The sequence below is a fragment of the Nocardia sp. NBC_00508 genome, assembly GCF_036346875.1.
Lineage (GTDB): Bacteria > Actinomycetota > Actinomycetes > Mycobacteriales > Mycobacteriaceae > Nocardia.
In genome coordinates, this window is sequence record NZ_CP107852.1 from 6,783,573 (window position 1) to 6,804,479 (window position 20,907).

The window sequence follows — 20,907 nt, forward strand, 5'->3', positions numbered from 1 at the left end:
AGAATCTCGTTACGAGGCCTATCTGAGGTCTACTTTCCATTCACCCGTCCAGCCTTCCCCTCACCTGTAGTTCCCGGATGGGACGGGAACCCTCGGGCTTTCCACCCCCATGAGGCAACCCGCTCGCGGTGCGCAAACCCGTGTCGCACCCGGATTTCATGAACGCCGACATTGCCTTCCCCTGGCTCGAGCCTGTGCCAACACTTCGTGCTGCCGCTGCCCGAACGCGGCGGGCGACAAGGTACGACGGCCGTCTCGATGGCGAAGCCCGCGCCGACCACCCGGCCCTTCATTCCTGAAGCCCTGACTCGTCTCCCGAACCGCGCCTGACTACCCGAAACGAGTAGATCTCAACCGGCCTTCAGCACGGTGATCGCTCGACCGAGGACTGCCGGATTCGCCGTCGGATCGCCGGGGACAGCGCTCACGTCCGCAGCGGCACCCATACCCAGCGGCTTTTCGGTGATTGCGCGCAGTATGTCAGTGGGATGCAGCCCGGCCTCGGTTAGCGCGCTGATCTCGCCGACGTCGACCCCTGGTGGAAGCGGGCCGTTGCCGAAGTCGGTGCCGTAATGCACGACTCCTCCGAAGCTGTGGAAGCGGTGTAGGTTCCGCAACGCGACAGTGCGGTCACGAGTGGGTTCACCCCAGCCGTGGATGTCGATGGTGGAGATTATCGTGGTGTCGCTGGCCAATTCGGCGATGAGCTTGTCGTCGAGTTCTTCTGTCCACGGCGTGTGTGCGAGCACCCGTACGCCGGCCCTGTGTGCCCGGTGTACTTGACCAGGTCCTTGCGTATGCGCGGTGACCGGAATGCCGTGCCCGGCCGCCGTGCGGACGATCGCATCCAGCGTGACGTCGTCGACGACCGGGCCGGCCTCCGAGTTGAGCGCAACTTTGATGGTCACGGGGTGGTGGGCGACCAGTGATTCAACCGCCTGGGCAGCCGAGGCGGGATCGTCGACTTCGAGCGCGATTCCCGGTGGTGCCCACTCCTGCCGCGTGGGGTAACCGCCAGGAGTGGTCAGGAACGGCCCGGCAGCACGAATGTGTGGCAGTTTCGGGTCATGTCGTGAGCGGTCCGCCAGCGGCCAGATGTCGTCGGGGGCCCAACCCAGGTCCACCACCGTGGTCACGCCCGCGGCCAGCATTCTCTCCGGTTCGATCAGGGCAGCGTGCACGTGGTGGTCGGTGAGCCCTGGCAGCATTACACCGTCGACATGCGTTCGGTCCATCGCGGCAGGTGCGGCCGATAGCGGTCCGACCCAACTGATCTTGCACCTGTGGACGCCGATAGCGGTGGGACCAACGAGCTTTCGACCACCTAGCCAGGCCGCGTCGGCGGTGAGCAGTCGGTCAAAGAGCATGTGGCTTCACCAATTCGGGGAAGTAAAGTGCATCGATCGTCGCGGCGAGGTAGTCCGCGCCCGAGGTCCCTCCCGTGCCCGACCTGTCGCCGAGTTGTCTTTTTACTGTTTCCAGATGACGCTGTCGCCAGCCCCGCAGGTACATGTCGATACCGGAAAGCTGTTCGCAGATCTCGTATTCGACTCCGTGTCGGCAGGCATAGATCTGTTCGAAGACACGCAGCAGTTCCGGTGTGGTGTGGCGGCCCCGGCTCCAGTCCCGCTCCATATAACGGTCCGGCACCGGATAGCCACGCCGATGCAAATAGCGGATCAGCTCATCGAACAGGCTCGGCTCCGCGACATATCCAGGGGCAAGATTCTGCCAGCCTGGATGCCTTCGCCCGAGGAGGAATTCGAGGGCCCGGTACTGCTCGGAATACAGCCCGGAGGCTGATCCGAGGAACGGGCGAATCCGATGAAATGCATCCGGTGTCAGGGTGTCCAACACCGGCCATTGATCGTTCAGGAGAAGCAGTATTCGTTGTGCCCGAGCCAGAGCGGGCAACCCCGGCACGTTCCCTCGGAACGCCTCCCGTGCGACGTTCAGTTCGTGCAGCAGAAGTTTGAACCACAGCTCTGTGACCTGATGGAAGATGATGAACAGCATTTCGTCGTGCTGTTCCGGTCTGGTGCAGGGGCGCTGCGCACCCAGTAATTGATACAGCATCAGGTACTCGGCGTAGGCCGCCCTGCCCCGGTCAGTACCCATGGCCTGCTCTGCTCATCCGGTGGAGTGCCTCCTGTAGCACAGGCAGCGACGGGCCCAGATACAGCCGGTAGCACAACGGCTCGTCATCACTGGTGGCGCTCCATCGGTCGACACCCACCAACACGCCGGTCCCGGTCAAGCATTCGCGGCGGAACTGTGTCACCGAACCTCGCCGGCGTGCCCGGGGCAGTGGGACGCGCGCAAAAGGAGCGAACTCGCCGACCTGCGTTATGGTTTCTGGATATCCGAGTTCGCTGGACAGAAGCTCTCGTACTACGGCGCGTTTGTGGGTGTACTCCCGGCCCTGCTCGGCGAGATAGTTTTCGGATTCCGGGCTGGCCAGCCAGGTGGCCATTGCCTCCTGCAACGGGATTGCGCTGGCGAAACTCCGGTGGAACTGCCACTGATTCACCAGTTCGTCCAGGGTGCGCGGATGAGCGGTCATCGCACCGATCCCCCAACCGCTGCAATGGAACTGTTTTCCCAGCGACCGCACCGCCAGCCAGCGCGATGCAGGCGATTCCTCGAGCAGTAGGCGCAGCGCGGACGTGGGCGTTCGCCGCAGGTCATGCGCGCCGAAATACGCATCATCCAGCAGGATCGCCGACCCAGCTGTACGTGCCGCGGCGAGTGCCCGCCGAACAAGATCGGGCCGCCAGTTGGCACCGGTGGGATTGTGCTGCGCGTTGAGCTGCGGGCGGCGAAACGGCGAATCCGGTTGCTGGAGCCCGAGATCAGATCGCTCGCGAACGCCTCGCTCGGCGCGGATGAGGCGGCGCAAGCCTGGATGACACTGATCAGTTCGCGGCCAGACCAACTTCTGTTGTTCATCGAGTTTTGGTTGTACGCTCTACGCGAATCCGAACCTGCTGCCCAGCGTATGTCCCGGTCGCTGGCGGAATTCGATGAACAGATTGAGTCGGCTATTGCCGATGGGTTCGTCACTCGGTCACTTAAAGCTCAAGAAGCGCGTTATACTGCGCGGTCGATCATTGCGCTGTATCGAGGCGCTGCTATGACTTTCGCGCTCGGCCAGGGGCCAGGATCGGACAAATGGCTGGCCGGATCCACGCGCCGCATATTCAACAGACCACGTTTTTAACTTTCGCCTGGCCCATCCTGTCAAGTGTCGGAACGAATAAGATCGACACGTTCCTTGTTAGATTAATGCCTGCCGCTGTGCGCAGAAGCCAAATCGCGGCACAACGCGGCCACGCCGAGTCCATGACGACGGCCCAGTTTACGAGCGGTTCAGGACGGGCCCCTTCCAGGCATGGCCAGGATGGCGCGGGCATTGGTTCCGGTCATTCCGAACGACGATGCGGCCCGATACCAGAAGTCCTCGTCTCGTTACGGTCACGGTCGCAGTGGCTCGCGGCGAGGCCGGACGACCCGGCGTGTGATTCTCCAGCCTCCGACGGCCCGTTCGACGCTGTCCTCGTAGGTGACGCTACCGAAGGAGCCGCCCGCCATGACGCCGAGCCCCTTCGACACAACGTGGACCGTTCCGTCCGGCGCTTCGTCAACCACGATGTTCGTGACGTGGTGGGCTACCGGGTTAGCTTCACCTAACGCCAGAGCGGCCTCGCGGTACGCGCTCAACCCAACAAGGACGCCGCCACCCAAGGCGCTCACGTCGTATATGACGCCCTCCGCAAACAGTGTGTGTAACCCGTCGAAATCGCCGCGGTCTGCCAGATGCCCATGCAAGTTGATCAAGTCTGTGATGGCGAGCCGGTCTTCAGGAGTCAACATTGTTGGACCTTCCAGCATCTATTCGGGGAGATCCCCACTTACGTACCGGTACCATAATCGGGGATGTCCCCGAATAGCAAGCGCGGGCCCAGGTCCGACGCATCGCGCAACATCATCCGGCTCCTCGTCAGTGCCCGAGAGCTCATGGCCGAGACCGGCAACGAGGTCGCGCTCGATGAGGTCGCACGACGCGCCGGCGTCGGAAATGCCACGCTGTACCGCCACTTCCCAACCCGCGCGGATCTGCTCGCCGCCGTCTACGCCGACGAGGTGGTGGCCCTCTGTCGCTCCGGCACGGCGCTGGCCGACGCTGCCTCGCCGCTCGACGCGCTTTTCACCTGGCTCGATGAATTCGTCGTGCACGTCGCGACGAAACGGCCGCTCGCGCTGGCCGCGACCGAGGCTCCCAGCAGCCGTCGGGCGCCACTTTTCGAACGGTGGCATGCTTCGATCATTGCCACCGCCAGCGACCTCGTACAGCGCGCCCGACCGGAGCTGCGGCCGGACGTCACGGTGACCGACGTGTTGGCACTGGCCAGCGGTGCGGCCCTTGCCACCGACGCCGAACACGCACGCCGCCTGGTCGCACTGCTGCGCACCGGATTGGCTGCCCGAACAGCTCATGCTGCCGAGGATTGACGTAAGCCACCATTAAACGATTCGAGTGCGCAGTTCGCGTTTGAGGACCTTGCCGTAGCTGCTTTTCGGCAACATCTCGATGAACTCGTAGCGTTTCGGCCGCTTGAATCGTGCGATACGTTTCAGTCGAGTTCGTCGGCCGACACGTTCCCGACCATGAACACGACGACGATCTCGCCCCAGTCCGGGTACGGCGCGCCGAGCACATCCTGGTGGCGTCGGCGACCAAACGCTTTGCCGAACACGGTTCCGGAAGACGACTTTCGCGGACATCGTGGATTACATCGAGCATCAGCCACGGATCGATCTCTTGGCATTTCGGCAACAAGCACGGACTGCTCCAGTGCGGTGATCGACACCATGATGACGACGATCGAGGATCAAACCGAGCAGGTCACCGGCCTCGATGGGGCGATTGCGTGCGCGATCGACTTCATTCGCCAGGCCAACGCCCGTCTGCTCATCACTCTCGCTGCCGACGCCGTGGAACCCGAATCGCCGGTGCAACCCGTTCTATGCAAACCTGCACGCGAACCTGCGCAAGTGGGCGACCACCTGGACGGCTGGCATTGCCCTGCCGCCAGGAGTGCGCCGCGACGAGGTTTCGCGTCGTCAGTCGGCCGAAGGAGAGGGACTTGGGCAGCTATTCCGCACAGCCTCCTCTTCACCTTCAGTCGCAGTGGCCCTTGCCGATGAACCCGTCTTCGCCGCTGCCGATCCAGCCGACCCAGACGATGCACTGCCCCTTCGCGGCGATGCGCACCGGACCCGCGTACCAGGTGAAATCGCCCGATTCGGCGACGTCGTTGTAGACGTCCTTCTCCAGCGATATGCCAGCCCCCATCCGCTCAGCTGCTCCGCGGTGGTTCCGCACGGTGACAACACACTTCTGATCACCGTTGTAGGTGAGGAAGACGGTACCGTTCTTGAGCTCGTGCGAGTCGATCACCTTGTATCCGGCACCGCACATACCTTCTTCATAGGTTGCCGCGGACGCAGTGACTGGGAGGAAGGCCGTCAACCCGGCAGTGATTCCGAGTACGCCCGCACACGCGGCGATCGTCTTCTTAGCGTTGATCATGTAAAACTTCCCTTCTCGATGTGGCGTTTCGTTGCGCTTTTCAGTTCGTGTTGTCCAGTGCTGTGGCCATGGTGGGCCAGGACCGGGGTAGTTCGTCGGCCCAGTAGGGCCAGGAGTGAGTGCCGGTGAGCCGGAAGCTCTTTGTGGCTGGGATATGCAGTTGAGTGAGCCGGTCGGCGAATTGGCGGGTGCAGGTGTCGGCGCCGGCCTCCAGCGGCCCCCCGTACAGGACCGCGTCGCGCAGTTCGGGGTTGCCCGGCACATCGTGCTCACCGGGCAGTCCGCTGCCGGACGAGAGGTAGATCGCGGTGCCGCGCAAGGCATCCGCGTGCACCGCCGGGTCGTGGGCCCGCCAATCCGGGTCGTTGTGTTTGCCGAACATGTTGTTCGAGTCGCCACCCCAGGTTTCCACTATCGCGCGAGCCTGCGCCTGCCCGAGCTCAGAGCTCAGCAGATAGCACCCGCTGTGCGCGGCAACCGCCTTATACAAGCCGGGTGTCCGTGTCGCCAGCATCATCGCGGCCTCGGCTCCCATCGAGACCCCCTGGATCGCGTTGCGGCCGTTACCGTTGAAGCGCGCCTCGATCAGCGGCGGCAGCTCCCGGGTCAGGAACGTCTCCCATTTGTTCGTGCCGAGCACGCGGTCGCGATGCTGCCAGTCGGTGTAGTAGCTGGCCGCGCCGCCGGTGGTCAGCACCACGTTCACGTTCTTGTCCGCAAAAAATCCCACAGCGCCGCCGTGCTCGGCCCAGCCGCTGTTGTCGTTCTCCGCGTTGCGGCCATCGAGCATGTACACCGTCGGGCGGGATTTGCTCTGATCGGCGGGCAGCAGCACCTGCACCTGCACGAGGCGGCCCATCGCCGGTGAGGCCACATACACCCGCAGCCAGCGATCGCTGATCGGCTCGATGTGATCGATCACAGGCGGACCCGGCAAGTACGTGCCCTCCGGCGGCGGCTCGGAGTTTCCTGAGGACCCCGAACTCGGTGGTGGTGTCAGCGGTTCCGCACACGCTGGCAAGGGCGCGAGCACTGCCACACCCAGCAGCACTGCGACCGTTGCGACGATCTCGACATCCCGGCGCCTTGACCGACGGCGAACACGGCGGAACCGGATCCGAAATTGCTGCGTGGTCAAACATGGCCCCTAACCTGTAGATTATGCCGTTAAATAACGGCCCGCTAGCGAGCGTAATAGGGTGGCGCGTTGAATCAACGCCGGCTTGAGGCACGATCGAGGAGCGATGCTTCATGATCGCGGCCTCGCGTAGGCATACCCGAGCTGCCGCTGCACACCAAATGGTCCCAACCCGTAAGGATCAACTCGGACCAAGTGCCGCCCAAATCCAAATGGCAAACAGCACGACATGAAAAGCGCTGGCCACCAACAAACTCCGTCGCGCGAGGGCTCAGAACTTGGCGACCCGGCGTTATCGGGGCCTCATTGACAAGATCGGCTCGCGCAGCGCTGCTCGGCAGCCGTGCCGGATGCGCAGGGGCCGGATCAGGATCGTTTGGGAGACAGCGTCTTCGAGCTAGTGGAAGTCCTGAAACGGTTCGCAGGTCAGTGAGGTGGCTGTTGTCCAGCTAACCGGTCACCGAATCTCGCTCGGCGCTCGGCTGGCGGAGAAGAGAGTCGCCCTGCAGATCGACACTACCTCATGCGAGAACATTGTTATCGAAACGGAACGCCTGACAGAATCGAGAACCGCTATGTCCCTGCACGTCGTCGTCGGAGCCGGACCCGTCGGATCGGCCACCGCACTACTGCTGGCAGAGCGGGGCGACGACGTTCGCCTACTAACCCGCAGCGGATCCGGGCCCGAGCATCCGCGCATCGCACGCATCCGGGTCGACGCCACCGACGCCTCAGCGCTCATGGCCCGGTGTGCGGGAGCCACCGCGATCCATCAGTGCGCCGGGCTAGAATACGCCCAATGGGCCACCGGTTTCCCGCCACTCATCCACGCCGCGATCAGCGCAGCGGAAGCCTCCGGCGCGCTACTGCTCACCGTCGGAAACCTTTATGGCTATGGCGAATTCGACGATCCGGTGGACGAATCACATCCGCTGCACCCCAACTCGGTCAAGGGGCGGGTGCGCGCTGATTTATGGAACGAGGCCCTTGCCGCGCATAGGGACGGCCGCATCCGTACCGCGGAGGTACGCGGATCCGACTACCTGGGGGCCGGAGCCAACTCGACCTTCACGGCCGTGGTCTTGCCCGCAGTGACGACGGGCAAGACCGTGCTGTTTCCCGGCGACCCAGACGCTCCGCACAGCTGGACAGCCATCGGCGACGTGGCACGCACCCTCATCACGGTAGCCGATGACGAAACATCCTGGGGCAGAGCGTGGCACGTGCCCACAGCGGCTCCAATGTCGGTCCGCGCCCTCGCCGGCCTGACCGCCACCCTCGCGGCCGCATCCCCAGCACGAGTCCGCCGCATGCCGTCGGCACTACTGGGGCCGCCGGTCTGCTCAATGCCGACGCCCGTGAGATACGTGAGTTGCGCTACCAGTTCGACCATCCGTTCGTGGTGGACTCCACGGCCGCGACCAAGAAGTTCGGTATCGAGCCCACCCCGACCCGAGCAGCGGTGCAGGCCACGCTCGAGGCCAGGAACTCCGCCCGGAGCTGGTGATGCGGTGTCACGCGGAGCCGGATCTCAGCGCACGGTCGCCACGACCGCGGAAGGCCCCTCGGAGAACAACCGACCGGTGTCTGCCATTGACCGAACGACTCAGAACACCCTCCTGATCCCGGTTGTCGCCCAAGCAGAGCGCTCCGGCGGGCGGATGGTGGCTTCAGTCGGAAGCACAACTCTATGCACCGAAAACCACTGTTAGCCGGGCGATAGGGACATTTAGAACTGCATAATGAGAATATCGAACTCGGCACCTATCGTACCGTGTCCCCTTCGAGCGCCGATCGAGGCTGAAGACGTCAAGCATGCGCCATTGAGCATGGCTATTCGTCAGCAGATCTTGCACTCTCGTTCCGTATCTCGGTACTACAGAAAGATGCGGGTGTCGGAGATCAGCACAAGCACAGTGATATCGAGGAACATAGTGATCGAGATCGCGCCCATGGCTGCCATGGTGAACGCCGCGTTGCGAGCCGTGGGTTTCGGAAACGCGGGGACACCGTTGGAGATGGCTTCGGCGCCAGTGAGCGCGGTTCATCCGGACTAGCTAGACCGCCCGCAACACCAGAACGCCACCGCCGCGGCGCTGAGTCTGGCCAGTTCGGCGTGGATGTCGTAGTGGGTGCTCTCGGCAGGTGGATCCGGGCTGAGACATCACGGACGCAGCAGTGCCTTGATCGAGCGACGCTGATCCATCGCGGCATATCCTCCCGCCACCGCGTCGAGGTCAAGCACCAGGTCAAAGACACGGCCGGGTTCGATCGAGCCATCCAATACCGACGGCAACAACTCGGTGATGTAGTCGCGTGACGACGCCAGGCCTCCGCGAACGCTGATATTGGCAAGGAACAACTGCTGCACGGGCAGCTCAGGGCTTCCATGCGGAAGACCAACGTACCCGACTCGGCCGCCTGGCCGGGTCGCGTCGATGGCTTGCTGCAACGATTCCTTTGTCCCTACGCATTCCAATACCGCGTCCGCTCCTACACCACCGAGCAATTCCACCACCTGGGCCGCGCCATCAGCGCCGCGTTTGGTGACCACATCCGATGCGCCAAATACGCGGGCGAGTTTTTGACGTTCGGCGTGGCTGGACATCGCGATGACGCGTTCAGCACCCAAACGCCTAACCGCCAGCACGGCACACAGTCCCACCGCGCCATCGCCCACGACCGCCACCGTGCTACCGCGCGTTACGCCCGCGCAGAGTGCCGCGTGGTATCCGGTACCCATCACGTCGCATAAGGCGAGCAGGTCAGGGATCAGCGCCGGGTCTGGCTGCTCAGGCAACGCGACCAGCGTGCCGTCGGCCATCGGCACGCGGACGGCCTCGCCTTGGCCGCCATCGACGAACAGTCCGTACTCGTCGGTGGCTCCCCAGTGCGCCCTGCGTGGGCAAAAGAACGGGACCCGGTTGCGGCAATGCACACAGATGCCATCGCTTGCATGCATTGGGGCGATGACGAACTGACCCGGGCGCACCGTGTCGATCTCGGCACCGATTTCTTCGACCACGCCGACAAACTCATGTCCCATCCGCGTCGGCTCAGGAACCTGCTGAATACCGCGGTAGGACCACAAGTCGGAACCACAGACACAGGCTGCCACGACACGGACGATCGCGTCGGTCGGTCGCTCGATCCTCGGGTCTGGGACCTGCTCGATACGGACGTCTCGGGGGCCATGGAGTACTGCTGCTCGCATCTTTCCTCCTCATGTCGATATCCACGAACGTTGCCGACTTCCGGTCGGTCGCACAGCGTTTGATCCATCCATCGCCAGAGGGCTCCGAGGCCGCGCCAGGCGGTCATGGTCACGCTCTGATGACCGTCTTGGTCCGCATGAGGAAGTCAGCGAGATAACTGTCGTGTGGCAGGCCGAACTCGGTCTGATAAGTGGGGCGGTCTCCGATGTAGACGTTGCGGATCGTTGGCTCGCCGACGAGTCGGTCGATGAGGTCGTGGTCGTCGGTGATGGCCGTGAGTGCCAGGGTGTGGCGAAGCGGTTCGATGCCGTCGCTTGGTTCCCAGGGGGCGATCCAGACGCACGGGAAGGGTACTTCGATGCCTGTTTGTGGGGCATTCGCGCTGCCCAACTCGAATACCGCCGGGCGCAGCACGGCGCTGCCGTCGGCGAGTACGTCGACGATGCCCTCACCGCCGAGATGGGCCGTGGCCCCTTTAGCGTGGGTAAGGACATAGGACTCGAGAGTTTGCGCAGCCGTTAGTGGCCGGGCCGGGAGTACCGCCTTGTCGTCGTGCGGCGGCAGGCTGGGGATTGTCGACAGTTGCTGCGCGATGGCCTTGGCGACCGGGGTCGGGTCGCCTTGGACGAACACGGCGGTGGTGTTCACGCAGGCGGTTCCCCCGTGGTGACTGATCGAGGCGGTGATGGTGTCCAGGTGGTCTTCCCAACGGCCCTCGGTGAGGAGGATCTTGGAGCGGCCTGGTCCCTGGGGAAGGATGGTGGGTTGCGCCCGGTACCTGTCGACGACGTCGTCACCGCCATAAACCATCGCGAGATCCGCGCTGCGGATGATCTGATCAGCAATGGTGTGGTCGGTGGGCAGAAGAATGGCTTGGTCGTCGCTGAATCCTGCTTCCCGCAGCGCAGCGATCAGGCGGTGCGGGGTGAATGGTTCCCGTTGCGAAGGGCGCACGGCCACCCGGTAGCCCATGGCGAGCGCCTCCAGCCACAGAATGTGGACGCCTGGATGGTTGCCAGCCGCGTGCACGGAAAACACGTCGCCGCGCCGGATCCACACGCCGCTTCCCCGGCGAGTCAGCGGGTCTGTCCAGTGATGGGTCGCACCGACTGGACGGGCGTATTCCACATTGCGGTAGCACTCGGCCGCGCACTGTGCCGTCAATCGGGTCGCTTCCCTGACCGCCGAGATCGGTGTACCGGAGACTCGGCTGACGAGGTGTTCGTAATAGCGCGGGGCCAACCCGTTGAGGGTGGCGGTGGCGAAGGCATGACCGGCTCGGGCGAGCGCGGCGGCGCGCTCGTCCGCCGGCATGGTCGGGGCGTTACGCAGCGTTGCCAGGCTTCGCTGCACGAACAAGCCTGGTACCAGGCTCAGTTGGGCCAGTGGGGTTCCCGCTACATCGGCGATAGGCACTCGCCGGTGTGCGCGATAGGTGCCGTCGGGTCCGAGTGCGTCCAACTGGATCAGCGCGTCCACTAGTAAACCCCCTCGATGACAGGACGGCCGTCGAAGGTGGTCATAGGAGCCACGTCGCTCAGCGAGTCTCCGACGTGGCCGGGCGGTGGCGGAACTCGGATGGCTGTGTCACGCTCCGGGTTGTTGGGCACCAGCAGCGACTTGCTGACATGGTTCATCACGACCTGGCCCCGCTCGCCGTAGTCGACCTTGGTGTCGGTGCCGGGATTGACGACCGAGAAGGAGATGTACGGCGACAGCGCGTCGAACACGCACGCGCTGCCAGAAGCGACCGGTGCTCGCTCGGTCACCATGCCGGCGATCATCGTGCTGCCGTAGGTGCCCATGAGGTCGATCCCGGGAAAGACCTCGGTCCGCAGCAGGTGACGGGTATCGGGGTCCATGCGGGCGCCACCCCACTGGATCACCTGAACCTTCTCCCGGACAAGCTTGACGAGGGCGTGGTTGCGGCACAGTCGTTCCAACAGAGGTGGCGTGGTCGCCAGGACGCCGACGTTCTGAGTTTGCAGAATGACCCGTGCCTGCGACAGGATGTGGTCGATGTAGCGTTCGGCCTCGTCGGTGCGACCTTCGCCGAGGCAGCGTTTCACCCAGCGTGGGTCCATGTCGAGGGTGAACGCGGTGCCTCCGCGGTATCGTGCTAGTCGTGGCATGTATTCGCCGGCCATGTGTGGTGCGGTTGGGGTCAGGGCGAGCCAGTTGACTCCGCGGCGGTGGCCACGCTTGTCCATCTCGCGCGACACATGGACAACGGTGCGGTCGGCCCAGTCCGACAGGCACACCACCCGCTTGGGTGGACCGGTGGTCCCGCCGCTTTCGAAGATAGCCACGATCTCGGCGTTTCCGGAATAGCCGCGCGGGATCAACGCCTCGACGCTGATATCGCGCAACTCGTCGATGAGATTGGGGAACAGCGCGAGATCCGCAGTTGTTCGGACGTCATGGCGCGGGTCGAAATCCAGCTCCCGCACCTTTCCCAGCCAGTAGGGCGAGCCGGTGTCCGGTCCGAAATGCCACCGCATCGCCGCACGGATCAGTGCGTCGGGTTCGGGTGCTTGGTCGGGCGGGCAGTCGAGTTCCGAAGCGGCAATACGCGACATCTTCTTTAACCTTCAGTTCTCAATCCAGCAACAGGGAGGCAGTGCTCGACCGCGAGGGAATCGACCAGAGAATCTTGGTAGATATCGTTCACGATTTGTCGCGGAGTCCAGGGTTTGTCTCGGTCGTCGACGAGGTCACGGGGAGGGCTGCCGCGGTACAGGCTGATCCGCTGCGCGTTCTCGGTAGCGATGACTCGCTCCAGTGGATACAGGCCGCATGAGGAATACGATCCCGGATAGGCACCGCGGATTTGGCTGGCGATCCGATCCGCGGCTTCGAACGTGAGCTCCTCGGCCGGATCTTGAATCGCGACCATAAGGGTGCGATCGTTTGGCTCGTCGAGCCGGCCGGCACTCAATTGTTCCACCACATAGCTGAGTCGCCACAGTTGCGACCACGTGCGCGGGTGGTGGAACTCAAGGACCCGGCGCCAGAGAGGACGCCGGTCGGCCAGTCGGGCCAGGCACCAGGCCAGGCTGACGGGCCTGCCGCCAGCCGCCCAGTCGGTCAGCGCCGAGCCGATCTCTTCCAGGCTATCGGCCACCCTGATCATCATCGGACCGCTCAGACGCTGGCGGAGCTGCTGGCGCAGCAGTGAACAGACCCGAGCGTGACGTTGGTCCACCAGACGCAGCCACCGACAGAACACGCTCGTCGGCACCAGCCCCTGTTCCCAGGCGTCGAGCAGATACATGTAGTACTGCTGCCGGGGTACCTGCATGACCACTTCGATGGGCATGCCCGCGGGCATCCGCTGCCCAATGGCAGCTGTGAGTCGAGTAAGCCGTGCCGTGGTCTCCAGTTCATACAGACTGAAGCGATCCTCCGCCTCGATGGCATCAACCCTCTCAGCGAACGGTTCGCTCGTAATCGGCATTGGTCGCGTGATGCCTTGGTGCCTGTCGCGCAGCAGGACACTCCACGCACCGAACAGGCACACCGCCACCACAAACGACACCCTCGACTGGTCCGCGATATGAAGGGGCGAATGATTACCTGCACGCGGAAACACAAACATCGGGGGCGCCCCACTGATATTCAGGCGGGGAAAGGCACGCACGTACAGCTTGCTGCTCCCACGGACCTCACACAACACCGAGGGATCCTCCGCGTCCGTATCGATGTCCAGCGCGCGAATAAGTTGCCTCAGCCGACGCAATCGCCGGGCTGGCGCTTTCTGGATCGCCGGGTCCGGTACTGAACCGAAATCAGGGCTGCCATCATTCGTCCATTTCCCACAAAGATGCATTAGATTGTCCACCCCGGGGACCGGCCACGACCCCGTGCCCTCCTGCACATCGTGCCAGCGAAACCCTGCGCGAGGGAATGCCCCTGGGCGCCCATCACCGATGATTGCTGTACGCATTCCTTTCCCGCCAATCCGTCGTGCTCGTTTGCCGGCCATGTCCCCGAGACCCAAGCGCATCCGGTTGGGCGTCTGCGGGTCGGGAATGTTGAACGGGGACCGGTCGCCAGCGGGAACCAATGCTGCCGTGTAGACGATGACGCATCAACGACCTTTCACTTCATAACCATGAATTCTCCCAACATCCTCCGGCCACCCCACCGTCATCCGTCGTGGCTGCGGGCTCCGGCCCGGCAGTCTCCGGAGGCTTGCAGATTCCGCTCTACGGCTGCGGCAGCCCCAGTTACCAGACGCCGCTGCCAGCCGAGCAAAAGACAGGAAGAGCCTTCACCAGCGCGAAGCGCGCTTCGACGTCACCTTCCAGCAACTACTGATAGCCGCGGCAGCCGAAGCGGTGGGTCTCAGTGAGAGCGCCTTGCGCTCGCCGGTTCGGCCGAAACCCCGCAAGTGCCGCGGTGATCGTTGTTCGATCGGCCAGCTCCACCCGATGCGCCTCGATCCGAATTGCGCGGCCAGCTATACGACGAGGACATTGAGCCATTCCGGGTAGCGGGTCGGCTGGCGGCCTGAGCTGGCGACACGCCGGAAGGGGTTGGGGTGCAATGAGAAAGCGCAGAACCCCGGGTATGAAGGTGGTCCTTCCAAAGATCAACTTCACAGAGGTTCTGCGCATCGTGAGTGTGACATACACGGCCGTGTTGCCGATCGCCGAGGCCACGGTCGAGTTCGTGGCCGGGCTGCTTGATACCGAACGACAGCGCCGCGGCACTCGCTGGCGAAAGCTGACCTGCTTCGACCAGGCGGTTCTGGTGCTGCGCTGGTTCGTCGACGGCACCCGCCTCAAGCAGCTGGCCTGTGACAACGACATCGGCAAAACCACCGCCTACGCCTACCTCCACGAAACCATCGACATGCTCGCCGAGCAGGCCCCGGACCTGCACAATGCCCTGTTGGCCGCCAAGGTCGCAGGTCATGAGCACCTCGGCGTGGACGGCACCCTGATCTACACCGACCGCATCCGTGAACCCGGCCCCACACTGAAAAACGGCAAGCCGGTGGACCTGTGGTGGTCCGGGAAACACCGCCACCACGGCGGCAACATCCAGGTCGTCACCGCCCCGGATGGGTGGCCGCTGTGGACCTCGGACGTGCGGCCAGGCCGCGAGCACGACCTCACCGCGCTGCGCACCCACCCCGGGATACTGCCCGCGCTCGAGACCTGGATCGGCGAAGAAACCCGCCGACGGCGAACTGACCAGCGAGCAGAAGACCTCGAACAAGGCGCACAACAGCAAACGCGCCCTCGGCGAACGCGGAAACTCCCTGCTGAAGACCACCTTCAAGGCGTTACGGCGAATCAGCCTCTGCCCCTACCGGATCGGCGCGATCGCCGCCGCCGCACTCGTCTTACTCCACGTCGAACACGGCCGCACAACCTGACCACCACAACACACCGCTACCCGGAAAGGCTCAGTGTGCTTCCAACGCTCAGCCGTGCCTTTGTCATGAGTCATGATCGCCGCGCGCATCTGCCTGACAACCTTTGCCTCGTCCGGCGTGAGGGCCGGTTCGGTTTCGAGCGTCCGCAGTCGAGAAGTCAGGGTCTTCAGCTCTCGTGCGGGCCCCACGGTGAGACCGCCTGTTGTCACGAGGCGACACATGTGCTTCTGGCCCAATGCGAACCACCGGTTAAACAAGTGGGCAAGGCCTCCGTCATCGGCCAACTTGGTCACCGTGGTGTACGCGCCGACATCCGCGCTTCGATGTTTGCCTGAGACAAGTTCCATAAGGTTCCCGCTGCCTACAACCCAGTCCTCGTGCCACTCTGCCGGCACCGGCGCCCCGCAGCCGCGCTCGGCCGGGGACGCGCTGGTGCTCGACCTGCCCACCGCACCGACCCGGTCGCTGGACGCATACAAGATCACCCGTGACGGGAGCGCCTCATGACCACTACACGATCGAAAACTATCGCTCCCAAACCGATCCCGGAACTCGCCGCCGACCTCGACGCCGGGCTGCGCCGGTTGAAACTGGCCACCATCCGGCGCACCGCGCCGGAAGTGCTGGCGGTCGCGAAAACCCAGCGCTGGACCCCGGAAGAGGTGCTGCGCACCCTGATCGAAGCCGAACTCGCCGCCCGGGATGCCTCCAACGCGGCCAACCGGCTCAAGGCCGCCGCGTTCCCCGTCACGAAAACCCTCGACAGCTTCGACGTGTCGGCGTCATCGATCCCGCAAGCCACCTTCGACTACCTGTCGAGCCTGGAATAGGTTCGCGCGCAACACAATCTCGCGCTGATCGGGCCGCCGGGCACCGGCAAGAGCCACACCCTGATCGGGCTCGGCTACGCCGCGGTCGCCGCCGGGCACAAGGTCCGCTACTTCACCGCCGCCGACCTCGTCGACACCCTCTACCGCGGCCTGGCCGACAACACCGTCGGCAAAATCATCGACACACTGCTGCGCACGGACCTGCTGATCCTTGACGAGATCGGGTTCGCCCCGCTCGACGACACCGGCACCCAGCTACTGTTCCGGCTCGTCGCAGCCGCCTACGAACGCCGATCTCTGGCCGTCGCATCACACTGGCCGTTCGAGCAATGGGGCCGGTTCCTACCCGAACACACCACCGCCGCCAGCATCCTCGACCGGCTCCTGCACCACGCCACCGTCGTCATCACCGACGGCGACTCCTACCGCATGAAACACCGCAACAAGCGAGGTGACCGGCCCCTGAACTAACCACCCCACCCCGCAAGGGGGTGGGGACTTCACCTGGCCACCAGCGGCGACCTACACATGGCCATTGACAGCGCCCGACGCCAGGTGCGAACGGTTGTCTTGCCGGTCGCCGGTCACCGCTTCCGGATCGTTGTTGCATGCCGCCAAACCGATCAGCACTGGTTGATGCGCTGGCAGCCATACGCCCCCGACGATTTGGGGCTGAGGTGGATAGCTGAAGCAGGAATTCTCTCGAGGCGGATCGGTGAACAGCACCTCATCGATCGCGTCTCTGATAGACAGCGATCCCCCGAGCAGCTCACCCCCGAAACGGTCATCGGTCAGAATCAACAGCACCGTGGCCTCCCTGAGGGGGCCAGACAGGTCGACCGAATCACGGGGTCCAGCGAGAGGATCACAATCGGCTCCATTAGGCGTCCAGGTCAATGCCGGTGAAGGCGTCAGGAACCTCGATCAGCCGGACGCAATATTCACCGCTCCTTAAATGGTTGGCGGCGAGGGCGTGTTGGTGCTATCCGTAGCTCCAACTGCGCCCGGTCTGGCGGTATTGCTCGACCGGGATCGTCTGGAGTGTGGGCTTCATGCGCGCGGTGTAGAGGATGCCGTCGAGGTGATCGATCTCGTGCTGGATAAGTCTTGCGAGACCATCCCGGTATTCCGCCAGTCGGAGCTCACCAGTGGGGGTGTTCGTCTCGACCTCGATTCGCAGTGGTCGCGGTACTTTTCCGCGGACGTCGAAGAAGCTGAGGCAGCCTTCGTACTGCTCGTCTTCGTCGTCGGAGCGGGAGATGATGGTGGGGTTGAGCAAGGTAATAACCGGCGCGTCCGGTGCGGGTGGCTGAACGACAGCGGCTCTGCGGCTGATGCCGAGTTGTGGGGCGGCGATACCCATCCCTTTGGCAAAGTTGTGGATGCGGCGAGCGCGGTGCATGGCGGCGACGAGGTCGTTGACGATCGCAGCGGCCAGGTCGTGCTCGATGGGAAGGTTCAGTGGCTGCGCGGGTTGGTGGAGTATGGGGCTACCTGATTGGACGATTCCGATGCCGCGCATGGCGTCGCTGGGTTTGGCTTCGATCACGGTTGCTTCCTTCCCTGCGTGGTTGCCTCGGGTGAGGATCGGAATCGCCATTCCATCCGGTATCGGGTGTGTAGCGGTGGTCGGGTGGTGTTCCAGGTGAAGATCGCGGTGTCGTTGTCGTCGTGTCGGGTCGGTGCGGTGGGCAGTGGCCTGGCGTCGGCGGTCATCGATGTTTCGATACCCCACACGGCGGGGGCGAGCGTGATCGGGAATGCCAGGGTGACCTCCAGTCGCTCGGTGGGGAGGCGTACGGCCCGTTGGAACCAGCGGCCCCATTTGTTGTCGCCGACACTGTAGACGTAGTCGATCCATACCGAATCGCCCGGATAGAGCGGGAATCGGGCGTTGTCGTTTTCGAACAGCAGCCACACTTCTTTGAACGCGTCGTGGTCGTGTTTGGCCTCCCACCGCATCGGCTCCTCCTGGCATGCCGCCGTCAGATCCAGTTCGTCCCAGGTCAGTGGATTATGCCGGTAATGCTGCTTGGACCGTTCAGGCTCGCCGGGGTACCGGTCGACGCTGATGCGGATGAGGAATCGGGTGACCGGCTCGACTCCGGTGTTGCGCAGGAGCCGGCGCATCGTGAGCCGGTAGGCGGTGCCGTCGTAGTCGAGGCGGGCGGCGTCGTGCTCGACTATGAGATCGGTTCCGGGGTACTGGCTGGACAACGCTGGTGTGGTGGTCAGTGTGGGCTTGGATGCATGGAGTTTGGCGGTCTCATAGTCGCGCCAGCGCTTCCAGATCGCGGTGCCTGACTCAAGGGCCACATCGGCGCGGCGGGCGAAGTCCTCAGTCGGACGATGGCGGCCGGATTCGATGTGGCTCACGTAGGAGGCGTCGAAACCCATCCTCGCTGCGAGGGCTTTCTTCGCCAGTCCTTTGACGTCGCGCCAGTAGGCGACTTCGGCGGAGAAGGCTTCGGCGGCCTGTTCGACGCCGATGGTCTGCTGTCGCTGTGGTGTGTCCAACCCTTGAGCCCCCGGACTTCGGCGTGATCGCGTGAATGGAATGAACCGTGAGTGAGTCCAGTTCAGCATTCCCTCACCCCCAGCGCCACCGATTCACTGAACCCCTGACCGCAGCCGGTCGGCCACCGTCAACCACGGTGGCGCTGCGGCTGAAACACACTCGGCTGTTGCCGATTTCAGGAGGGGACAGAGAATGAACAAGGTACTCGTCACCGGTGGGGCGGGCTTCATCGGCTCGCATGTGGTGCGTCGGCTGCTGCGCCGTAATTCCGAGTTCGAGGTGACGGTCCTCGACGCGCTGACCTACGCCGGCCACCGCGACAACCTGGCAGACGTCCTCGGCTCGCCGCGGCTGCGGTTCGTGGAGGGCAACATCCTCGACGCGCGGTTGGTCGACTCCCTGATGCGCACCCACACCGCAGTGATTCATTTGGCTGCCGAGTCGCATGTGGACCGCAGCTTCTATCAGGCAGGCAACTTCCTGACCACGAACGTGCTGGGCACGCAGGTGCTGCTGGAGGCCGCGATGCGGCACGGGATCGGCAAGTTCGTGCATGTCTCCACCGATGAGGTGTACGGGCCGCTGGACTCCGCCGCCGCGACCGAGCAGTACCCGCTGCAGCCGACAGTCCCCTATGCCGCGTCGAAGGCGGCGTCGGATCTGGTGGCGATGTCGTACTTCCGCACCTTCGGTGTCCCGGTGTGTATCACTCGCTCCAGCAACAACTTCGGTCCGTGCCAGCATCCGGAGAAGATCATTCCGCTGTTCATCACTCGGCTGCTCAAGGACGGAACCGTGACGTTGCACGGCGACGGTGGGCATGTCCGCAATTGGCTGCCTGTCGAGGACAACTGCCAGGGCCTGGAGTTGGTGCTGCGGGAGGGGGTACCGGGCGAGGTGTACAACCTCGGCGGCGGCGCCGATCTGACCAACCATGAGCTGACCGGGCGGATCCTCGCCGAGCTCGGACTGGGTTGGGGCCGTGTCCGGTACATTCCGGATCGGCGTAGCAACGACCGCCGCTACGCGATGGACTGGTCGAAGATCGCCGCGCTGGGTTACCAGCCGACACGCGCGTTCGGGCAAGCACTGGCCGACACCGTCCGCTGGTATCGCGACAACCCCAGCCGGTGGGCGCCGCTGCCACGGGATCCATCGGCGCCGATCGCGGTTATCACGCTCGACGCGGCGGATGGGCAGTGAGATGGCACAGCGTGTACTGGTCACCGGGGTCGGTGGCCAGCCTGGCTTCGACCTGGCGCGCCGACTGCTCGAACTCGGTTGTGAAGTCGTCGCCACCGACGCCGATCCACTCGCCAACGGTCTCCTGCTGCCCGGCGTGACCCCGCGACTGACACCACCGGTCACAGCAGCCGACTACCCCGGCCAGTTGCTCGCGCTGTGCCGGGAGACTCGGCCGGATGCGCTCTGGTCGGCGGTCGAATCCGAACTCCCCCACCTGCTGGATCTGAGCAGCGATCTGGAGAAGACAGGGGTGCGGATGTGGCTTCCGCCGCGGCCAGCGGTGCGGGCGTGTTTGGACAAGGCGCTGTTCCATCAACTACTGACCGAACACAACGTTCCCACCCCAGCCAGTTGGCTGCCGTCTGAGATCGACGAGGTTCCGGACGGGGTCGCGTTGGTTGTGAAGCCGCGGCGCGGTCAGGGATCGAAGAATGTGGTGTTCTGCTCGACGCGTCGGCAAGCGCGCATGCTGTGCGAGCTGGTGCCCGAACCGATCATTCAAACCAAGCTCGACGGGCACGAGTTCACCGCGGACTGCGTGATCGACCGCGGCGGTCGAGCATCGGTTGTCCTGCGGTATCGACTGCTCACCAAGGGCGGATTGTCAATGGTCAGCGAAACCTTCCACGACCAACAGGTGCACGACCGCGTTGTCCACACGCTGGAGGCTATCGGCACGTCTGGATTGTGCTGCGTCCAAGGTTTTGTGCGCGATTCCCCGGGCGAACGGGTGCTCATCACAGAGATGAACGCCCGGATCGCAGGAGGGTTCATGCTCGCCGAAGCAGCCGGCGCAGACCTGGTCGACCAGACTCTGGCGGGACTGTGGCAACGCCCGATTGATCACGATCGGTTGACCTATCGGCCTGGCGTTCGGTTGGCCAAAGCCACCACGACCCTTGCAGTCGTCGAAGACACCCGGCTCGGGGCAAGCAGCTCAACCGGACACGTCAGTGTTCCTAACGCGGAACGCAAGGAGTGA

At 64.0% G+C, this 20,907-nt stretch carries 17 protein-coding genes and 5 pseudogenes; 8 read left to right on the top strand and 14 right to left on the bottom strand.

Going from position 1 to position 20,907, the window contains the following annotated elements:
* Positions 1-350 precede the first annotated feature (350 nt).
* From OHA40_RS30410 to OHA40_RS30420, 3 genes are all read right to left on the bottom strand, one after another.
* Positions 351-1,235 carry an amidohydrolase family protein gene (locus OHA40_RS30410; protein WP_330230265.1) on the bottom strand — a complete coding sequence of 295 codons (885 nt, stop codon included), beginning with the start codon at positions 1,233-1,235 and terminating at the stop codon, positions 351-353.
* Between the two features lie 121 nt (positions 1,236-1,356).
* Positions 1,357-2,118, bottom strand: coding sequence for a tryptophan 2,3-dioxygenase (locus OHA40_RS30415; RefSeq protein ID WP_330230266.1), 762 nt, complete (start codon positions 2,116-2,118; stop codon positions 1,357-1,359).
* Complete coding sequence (locus tag OHA40_RS30420) at positions 2,108-2,899, bottom strand: aminotransferase class I/II-fold pyridoxal phosphate-dependent enzyme (RefSeq protein ID WP_330230267.1); 792 nt, start codon at positions 2,897-2,899, stop codon at positions 2,108-2,110. The genes OHA40_RS30415 and OHA40_RS30420 overlap by 11 nt, the downstream gene beginning before the upstream one ends.
* On the opposite strand from OHA40_RS30420, the gene OHA40_RS30425 reads away from it, so the two are divergent.
* A complete protein-coding gene (locus OHA40_RS30425; RefSeq protein ID WP_330234501.1) occupies positions 2,795-3,220 on the top strand; it encodes a hypothetical protein in 426 nt (141 codons plus the stop codon). The two genes, OHA40_RS30420 and OHA40_RS30425, sit on opposite strands and share 105 nt — an antisense overlap.
* 254 nt (positions 3,221-3,474) lie before the next feature.
* Here OHA40_RS30425 and OHA40_RS30430 read toward each other — a convergent pair whose 3' ends face one another.
* A complete protein-coding gene (locus OHA40_RS30430; protein WP_330230268.1) occupies positions 3,475-3,873 on the bottom strand; it encodes a nuclear transport factor 2 family protein in 399 nt (132 codons plus the stop codon).
* Positions 3,874-3,936: 63 nt separating this feature from the next.
* Here OHA40_RS30430 and OHA40_RS30435 point away from each other — a divergent pair, with 63 nt between their 5' ends.
* A complete protein-coding gene (locus tag OHA40_RS30435; RefSeq protein WP_330230269.1) occupies positions 3,937-4,512 on the top strand; it encodes a TetR/AcrR family transcriptional regulator in 576 nt (191 codons plus the stop codon).
* Between the two features lie 12 nt (positions 4,513-4,524).
* On the opposite strand, the pseudogene OHA40_RS30440 reads toward OHA40_RS30435, so the two are convergent.
* From OHA40_RS30440 to OHA40_RS30450, 3 genes and pseudogenes are all read right to left on the bottom strand, one after another.
* A pseudogene (locus OHA40_RS30440) lies at positions 4,525-4,718 on the bottom strand (AMP-binding enzyme); the annotation flags it as partial.
* 464 nt (positions 4,719-5,182) lie between these two features.
* Positions 5,183-5,593: a hypothetical protein gene (locus OHA40_RS30445; RefSeq protein WP_330230270.1), complete on the bottom strand. Its 411-nt coding sequence runs from the start codon at positions 5,591-5,593 to the stop codon at positions 5,183-5,185.
* 40 nt (positions 5,594-5,633) lie between these two features.
* Positions 5,634-6,638 (bottom strand): alpha/beta hydrolase, encoded by a 1,005-nt coding sequence (locus tag OHA40_RS30450; protein WP_442944084.1) that lies wholly within the window; start codon positions 6,636-6,638, stop codon positions 5,634-5,636.
* A 668-nt stretch (positions 6,639-7,306) separates the two neighbouring features.
* On the opposite strand from OHA40_RS30450, the pseudogene OHA40_RS34795 reads away from it, so the two are divergent.
* Positions 7,307-7,867: pseudogene (locus OHA40_RS34795) on the top strand (NAD-dependent epimerase/dehydratase family protein); the annotation flags it as partial.
* A gap of 80 nt (positions 7,868-7,947) precedes the next feature.
* A complete protein-coding gene (locus OHA40_RS30455; RefSeq protein WP_330230272.1) occupies positions 7,948-8,238 on the top strand; it encodes a hypothetical protein in 291 nt (96 codons plus the stop codon).
* 657 nt (positions 8,239-8,895) lie between these two features.
* On the opposite strand, the gene OHA40_RS30460 is transcribed toward OHA40_RS30455, so the two are convergent.
* From OHA40_RS30460 to OHA40_RS30475, 4 genes are all read right to left on the bottom strand, one after another.
* On the bottom strand, positions 8,896-9,945 hold the full coding sequence (locus OHA40_RS30460; protein ID WP_330230273.1) for a zinc-dependent alcohol dehydrogenase family protein: 1,050 nt from the start codon (positions 9,943-9,945) through the stop codon (positions 8,896-8,898).
* Positions 9,946-10,054: 109 nt separating this feature from the next.
* Positions 10,055-11,416 carry an aldehyde dehydrogenase family protein gene (locus OHA40_RS30465; protein ID WP_330234438.1) on the bottom strand — a complete coding sequence of 454 codons (1,362 nt, stop codon included), beginning with the start codon at positions 11,414-11,416 and terminating at the stop codon, positions 10,055-10,057.
* Positions 11,417-11,424: 8 nt separating this feature from the next.
* Entirely contained in the window at positions 11,425-12,525 is a 1,101-nt protein-coding gene (locus tag OHA40_RS30470; RefSeq protein WP_330230274.1) for a phenazine antibiotic biosynthesis protein, read from the bottom strand.
* A gap of 5 nt (positions 12,526-12,530) precedes the next feature.
* Complete coding sequence (locus tag OHA40_RS30475) at positions 12,531-13,787, bottom strand: hypothetical protein (RefSeq protein ID WP_330230275.1); 1,257 nt, start codon at positions 13,785-13,787, stop codon at positions 12,531-12,533.
* Positions 13,788-14,566: 779 nt separating this feature from the next.
* Here OHA40_RS30475 and OHA40_RS30480 point away from each other — a divergent pair.
* Positions 14,567-15,332 (top strand): annotated as a pseudogene (locus OHA40_RS30480) (transposase family protein).
* 503 nt (positions 15,333-15,835) lie between these two features.
* Positions 15,836-16,633, top strand: a pseudogene (gene istB, locus OHA40_RS30485) (IS21-like element helper ATPase IstB).
* 72 nt (positions 16,634-16,705) lie between these two features.
* Here istB and OHA40_RS30490 read toward each other — a convergent pair.
* From OHA40_RS30490 to OHA40_RS30500, 3 genes and pseudogenes are all read right to left on the bottom strand, one after another.
* A pseudogene (locus OHA40_RS30490) lies at positions 16,706-16,972 on the bottom strand (cytochrome P450); the annotation flags it as partial.
* Between the two features lie 172 nt (positions 16,973-17,144).
* A complete protein-coding gene (locus OHA40_RS30495; protein ID WP_330230276.1) occupies positions 17,145-17,711 on the bottom strand; it encodes a peptide deformylase in 567 nt (188 codons plus the stop codon).
* Positions 17,708-18,679 carry a helix-turn-helix domain-containing protein gene (locus OHA40_RS30500; protein WP_330230277.1) on the bottom strand — a complete coding sequence of 324 codons (972 nt, stop codon included), beginning with the start codon at positions 18,677-18,679 and terminating at the stop codon, positions 17,708-17,710. Before OHA40_RS30500 ends, OHA40_RS30495 begins: the two co-directional genes overlap by 4 nt.
* A 193-nt stretch (positions 18,680-18,872) precedes the next feature.
* Between OHA40_RS30500 and rfbB the strand changes: the two genes are divergently transcribed.
* Together rfbB and OHA40_RS30510 are read left to right on the top strand one after the other, a co-directional pair.
* A complete protein-coding gene (gene rfbB / locus OHA40_RS30505) occupies positions 18,873-19,883 on the top strand; it encodes a dTDP-glucose 4,6-dehydratase (protein WP_330230278.1) in 1,011 nt (336 codons plus the stop codon).
* Between the two features lies 1 nt (position 19,884).
* Entirely contained in the window at positions 19,885-20,907 is a 1,023-nt protein-coding gene (locus OHA40_RS30510; RefSeq protein WP_330230279.1) for an ATP-grasp domain-containing protein, read from the top strand.